This window comes from Streptococcus sp. (assembly GCF_041802885.1).
Lineage (GTDB): Bacteria > Bacillota > Bacilli > Lactobacillales > Streptococcaceae > Streptococcus.
In genome coordinates this window covers 43,829-49,828 of sequence record NZ_JBHCHN010000066.1, presented here as the reverse complement: position 1 = coordinate 49,828, position 6,000 = coordinate 43,829, and the positions used below count along the sequence as shown (strand labels likewise).

Annotated in this window: 7 protein-coding genes and 1 pseudogene; all 8 read left to right on the top strand. The window is 45.4% G+C overall.

The window, feature by feature from the left end; all coding sequences use genetic code 11:
* A partial coding sequence (locus ACEYCN_RS08980) for an IS3 family transposase (protein WP_373713498.1) occupies positions 1-108 on the top strand: 108 nt, incomplete at its 5' end.
* Between the two features lie 114 nt (positions 109-222).
* Positions 223-720, top strand: a complete 498-nt coding sequence (ybeY, locus tag ACEYCN_RS08975; protein WP_373713944.1) for an rRNA maturation RNase YbeY — start codon at positions 223-225, stop codon at positions 718-720.
* On the top strand, positions 701-1,105 hold the full coding sequence (gene dagK, locus ACEYCN_RS08970) for a diacylglycerol kinase (protein WP_373713943.1): 405 nt from the start codon (positions 701-703) through the stop codon (positions 1,103-1,105). The genes ybeY and dagK overlap by 20 nt, the downstream gene beginning before the upstream one ends.
* Positions 1,106-1,246: 141 nt before the next feature.
* Complete coding sequence (gene era / locus ACEYCN_RS08965) at positions 1,247-2,146, top strand: GTPase Era (RefSeq protein ID WP_373713942.1); 900 nt, start codon at positions 1,247-1,249, stop codon at positions 2,144-2,146.
* 221 nt (positions 2,147-2,367) lie between these two features.
* Positions 2,368-3,877: pseudogene (locus ACEYCN_RS08960) on the top strand (C69 family dipeptidase); the annotation flags it as partial.
* Positions 3,865-4,530, top strand: coding sequence for an LPXTG cell wall anchor domain-containing protein (locus ACEYCN_RS08955; RefSeq protein WP_373713945.1), 666 nt, complete (start codon positions 3,865-3,867; stop codon positions 4,528-4,530). The pseudogene ACEYCN_RS08960 and the gene ACEYCN_RS08955, both read left to right, overlap by 13 nt.
* Before the next feature lie 202 nt (positions 4,531-4,732).
* The gene (locus ACEYCN_RS08950; RefSeq protein ID WP_373713941.1) at positions 4,733-5,509 is read left to right on the top strand and encodes an alpha/beta fold hydrolase; all 777 of its coding nucleotides are present in this window, start codon (positions 4,733-4,735) and stop codon (positions 5,507-5,509) included.
* Positions 5,510-5,511: 2 nt separating this feature from the next.
* Positions 5,512-5,982 (top strand): NUDIX hydrolase, encoded by a 471-nt coding sequence (locus ACEYCN_RS08945; RefSeq protein WP_373713940.1) that lies wholly within the window; start codon positions 5,512-5,514, stop codon positions 5,980-5,982.
* Positions 5,983-6,000: the final 18 nt, after the last annotated feature.

The window sequence follows — 6,000 nt, the reverse complement described above, 5'->3', positions numbered from 1 at the left end:
TTGGAACAAGCCATCACGGATTATATTTTTTACTACAACAACAAGCGCATTAAAGCAAAACTAAAAGGACTTAGTCCTGTTCAGTACAGAACCAAATCCTTTCACTAATTATTTTTTGTCTAACTTTTTGGGGGCAGTACAATTTCTCCCTTGGCTTTTTATCTTTCCATCTGATTTTGTGATATAATGAAGTGATAGAATCCTAGCGAAAGAAGAAAAACAATGTATGTAGAAATGGTGGATGAAACCGGTCAGGTTTCTCCAGAAATCATGAAACAAACCCTAGATTTGCTAAATTTTGCTGCAGAGAGACTGGGGAAGGAAAAAAAAGAGATGGCAGTGACCTTTGTGACCAATGAGCGCAGCCATCAACTCAATCTGGAATATCGGGACACCGACCGTCCGACCGATGTTATCAGCCTGGAGTACAAGCCAGAAATCCCCTTTACCTTTGAGGAGGAAGACTTGGCAGACAATCCTGAGCTGGCGGAGATGTTGGACGAGTTTGACAGCTATATCGGCGAGCTTTTTATCTCTGTCGATAAGGCCCAGGAGCAGGCGGCAGAGTACGGACACTCTTTTGAGCGGGAGATGGGCTTTCTTGCAGTACATGGCTTCCTTCACATCAACGGCTATGACCACTATACGCCTGAGGAAGAGAAGGAAATGTTTACCTTACAGGAAGAGATGTTAACAGCCTATGGACTTACGAGACAATAATCCACAGAAAAAGTGGAAAAATCGCGACTTGGTCGCCAGCATGGAATTTGCCATCACTGGTGTCCTGACAGCCTTTAAGGAAGAGCGCAACATGCGCAAGCATCTGGTATCAGCCATCTTGGCCTGTCTGGCAGGTCTGGTCTTTCAAATTTCTGCCATCGAATGGCTCTTTCTTCTCTTGGCTATTTTCTTGGTGATTTCCTTTGAAATTATCAACTCCGCCATTGAGAATGTAGTCGATCTGGCCAGTGGTTATCACTTTTCCATGTTGGCTAAAAATGCAAAAGACATGGCAGCTGGTGCCGTCCTGGTCATCTCAGGCTACGCTGTGCTGACCGGTTTGATTATTTTTATTCCAAAGATTTGGAAACTGCTTTTGGGATAAGACTGAAAAAAGAATAGAAAGGTGGGCAGCCTGTGTATCGAACATACATGGGCTGCGAACACTGTCACCATGAGAAAGGGCTCTGGATGCGGACCGTTTCATTGTTGGCTTTGTTTGCGGAACGCCCTTTGAATCATCATTATGACTTTTAAATCAGGCTTTGTAGCCATCTTAGGCCGCCCAAATGTTGGAAAATCAACATTTCTCAATCAAGTCATGGGGCAAAAAATCGCCATCATGAGCGATAAGGCCCAAACTACCCGCAATAAAATTATGGGGATTTATACAACCGAGACAGAGCAGATTGTCTTTATTGACACACCTGGAATCCACAAGCCCAAGACAGCCCTGGGGGATTTTATGGTGGAGTCTGCATACAGTACCCTGCGTGAGGTGGAAACGGTCCTCTTTATGGTACCTGCAGATGAGAAGCGGGGCAAGGGCGATGATATGATTATGGAGCGGCTCAAGGCTGCTAAAATCCCTGTTATTCTCGTCATTAACAAGATTGACAAGGTCCATCCAGACCAACTTTTGGAGCAGATTGATGATTTCCGTGGCCAGATGGATTTCAAGGAAGTAGTCCCAATTTCTGCCCTCCAAGGCAACAATGTGGAAACCCTGATGGCCATTCTCAAGGACAATTTGGAAGAAGGTTTTCAGTATTTTCCAGAAGACCAAATCACAGACCATCCAGAACGTTTCCTAGTCTCTGAGATGATCCGGGAGAAAATCCTCAAGCTGACAGAGCAGGAAGTTCCCCATTCCGTGGCGGTGGTGGTAGAGTCCATGAAACGGGATGAGGAAACGGACAAGGTCCATATTCGGGCTACCATCATGGTTGAGCGCGATAGCCAAAAGGGCATTATCATCGGCAAGCAAGGGGCCATGCTCAAGAAAATCGGCAAGATGGCCCGCCGCGACATCGAAATCATGCTGGGCGACAAGGTCTTCCTTGAAACCTGGGTCAAGGTCAAGAAAAACTGGCGCGACAAGAAACTAGACCTAGCCGACTTTGGGTATAATGAGAAAGAGTATTAAAAAACCATAGTGCGATGTTTTAATACTGCAATTTTCATCTAACCATTAGCAAATGCGGTATCTTATTGAACGAAAGACTTCCAGTAATGGTGGTCTTTTTATTTGGCTTAATAAAGTGGTGGAGCGTAAACTAGTAAGCGCTTGCAAAACCAAGCGTTTTTCGTTACACTAAAGGAGCAGAAGAAGAACAGGAAAATTAGACATTTAGAAAGGAGAAGTCTATGAAAAAGACTGTTATTCGCCTAGCGGTAGTTGTCCTATTGCTCTCTTTCCTCCCTTCCCAAGTGGTACAGGCCTGTTCGGGCTTTATCATTGGTAAGGGGCTGACGACAGACGGCTCGGTCATGTTTGGCCGAACGGAAGACTACCCCTATCCGCCAGATAATGGAGCACATAATAAGAATTACATTGTCAATCCTGCCAGAGATTATGCTGATGGGGATGTGTTAGTAGATGAAACCTTTGGCTTTACAGCTCCGCATTTAGCCCACGAGTTCAAATACACCTCCACGCCAGATGCGGCGCGTGGGGATGGATCCAATGGTATTTATGGCGCGCACGGTTTTAATGAACATGGCGTTTCCATGACAGCCACCGTGACAGCTATTCCAAATAATAAGGTTTTAAAAGTTGACCCCCTTGTTACCTCTGGAGGCTTGGGCGAACCCATCTTGATTGATTACGTTCTTCCCCGTGTTCAGACAGCCCGTGAGGGGGTGGAATTGATTGCAAAGACCATTGATGAAAAAGGTTCGGCAGAAGGCAATGTCATTATTCTGGCTGATAAAAATGAGTTATGGTACATGGAGGTTCTTTCAGGTCATCAGTACGTAGCCATCAAGTTCCCAGAAGACAAATATGCTATTTTCGCCAATACCTACTATTTGGGACATGTTGACTTGACGGATACCCCCAATGTTATTGCTTCAAAAGATGTTGAAAAAGTCGCCAAAGAAGCCAACAATTATGTTGAAATCGATGGCCAATTCCATATTGCCAAATCCTATGGTCCATCAAATTATGCGGAGGCAGACCGTTCCCGGGTCTATGCAGGCATTACCCTTTTGGATCCTCAAACGTCTGTGACCTATGAAGACAGTGTCTATGACCTCATGCGTTCCCCAACAGACCCTAACAGACGTTACAGCTTGCAGGATGTATTCGCCCTCCAGCGAAACCGTTTTGAACACCTGCCACAGTTTTTGCCAGATGACCTAGCTGGCAAGGTCAAGCAGGGGGATGACGGCTCCAATGACCAACCAACAGATGCCACCTACAAGTATGCCTTGGGGAATGAAAATGTAATTGACGCCCATGTCTATCAAATCAAGGACAGTCTGCCATCTGCCTTTGGCGGAGTGGTTTGGCTGGGCTTGGGTCAAACTCGCAATACACCCTATGTACCCTTCTATGGTATTGTGACCGATACCTACGAAGCCTTCAAGAACCGTAGCGCAAGCTATGACACCAACTCATGGTATTGGACAGTGCAGAATATCGATAAGATGGCATCCCAACATCCAGATGTTTTTGGTCGGGCCATCTTGGAAAAATGGCAGGCCTTGGAAGAGGAATGGATTGCCCATCAAGCCAATCTGGATAGTCAATATGCTGGCCTAACGGAAGAGGCCGCCATCGGTCTGGCCGACCCTATTACCAATGATACCCTTGCCCGTTCTGAACAAATCTTCCAACAATTGAAGGCAGTGGAAGCGGAAATGGCAGCCAAGCTGAAAGAAATCGATGATAATAAGAAGAATCCTGTAACCAAATTGACTGATGAGGCAACAGGCATTAGCATTGCCAACCCAAATCTAGCTGGTCTTGAAATGACCGTTCTTAGATTGGATTCAAATAGTGTCCAGGCACTGGCTGGTCAAAGCTACGATGCTTATGATATCCGTTTGGCAAAAACATCGAACAAGGAAGCTGTGACTCAACTTGAAGCAACCACCGTCACCATACCAGTCAAAGCAACGGCTCAAGTGGACAAGGTTGTCTATGTCAACGATGCAGGAGAAGTGCAATCTCTCAAGTTTACAAGTGATGCTGAAAAGAAAACAATCAGTTTTGTAACGTCACACTTCTCCATCTATGCAGTGGTCTATAAAGAGGCTCAAACAACAACAACGACCAGCGCTAGCACCAGCACTAAAACTGGAGCAACTACTGGGGCAGGCACGACCACAACCAGTGCCGTCACAAAACCAACGACAAGTTCTTCATCGGCATCAACTAAAACATCGAGTTCCACCACCACCTCAACCAAGAAAAAGGGGAAATTGCCAAGTACAGGAGAACAGATAAGCATGGTTCTTATCGGCGTTGGAATAGTTGGTTTGATAGCAGCCCTCTTCATCCTTAAGTCTAAGAAGAAGCAATAAAAAATAAAGGAGGGGCCTCCCTCCTTTTTGCGTGCCTTGACAAATGAAAGGGAGAGAGTATAATGGCATTAACTATAAGAAAAGTTTGAGTTTCGTGGAAAATCCAATGGAAAGAATCTCAATCACCAAAGAACACCAAAAACTAGGCTTTACAGAAGTGAGCGAAGTGTTCATTACATGTTGAACCTTACGGAGGAGGAATATGGTCAAACTGTTCACTAAGGAATATGGTCTTTCCAATGACCAAACGATTATTTTCCTGCATGCCTCGGGTTCAAGTAGCCGAATGTGGCGCCATCATGTAAAGGCCCTGAAAGAAGATTTTCACTGTATTACTGTTGATCTGCCAGGTCACGGCAATAGTCGAAATGTGGAGTGGACGACTTTTGACGAGGTGATAGGGCAGTTGGTTGAGCTTATTAAGGACAAGGCCCATGGCAAGCCTCATCTTGTCGGACTTTCCTTGGGCGGTAGCCTGATTTTAAAGCTTTTGGAACGAGAAGCGCATTTAGTGGATAGGGTCATTGTGGACGGAGCGTCCCCTCAGCCCATCAAAGGTTACCGAAAAGTGATTGCCTTGACCTATTTTTTATCTTTTTTAAAAAATACAAAACTGATTGCTGGCCTGATGACAAAAATGATGCAAGAGGATGGGGTTGCGGAAGAGGATTGCCGAACTTTTATTGCTGATTTGCAAAGGACCTCCAGAAAATCCTTTTGCCGGGCCATGTCTCAGGCCAATAGGCTCAAGATTGAAGGAAGATTTGACAACCCAGCCTTCTTCCTTTCGGGCGGCAAAGAATCTGAAACGATGCAGGAATCACATCGACTCCTAGCCCAACGAAATCACCAGTCGGAAGTTGCCATCTATCCTGACAAGGGCCATGCCTGGCTTTTCAGTGATGTTGAGACTCATATCCAATTGCTAAAGCATTTTCTGCAAGGAGCTGCTTTTCCAGAAAAACTAAGAGGTATTTGAAAATGGACTATATTTCCTACATCCGCTCCAAGGTGGGGCAGGAGAAGGTTATTTTGAATTTTGCTGGCGGGATTTTGGCCAATGAAGAGGGAAAAATCTTGCTCCAGCTCCGCGGGGATAAGAAGACTTGGGCCATACCAGGTGGTGCCATGGAATTGGGAGAGTCGACTCTGGATACTGCCAAACGTGAATTTTTTGAGGAAACAGGTATTCAGGTAGAGGCTCGCCGCCTTCTCAATGTTTACAGCAATTTTGAGGAGGTCTATCCCAATGGAGACATGGTTCAGACGGTTGTGTTTATCTATGAGATGGAGGCAGTTTCGCCCATCAGCCAGTTGGATTTTCATAATGAAGAAACCCTCCGATTGGACTTTTTCTCAAAGGAAGAAATCCAAGATTTAGAGAGTTTATCACCCAAGCACCGCCTCATGCTGGATGAATATTTCACCAATGAGTTTAAGATGGGGCATTAGAAATCGGAAAAACTGGAT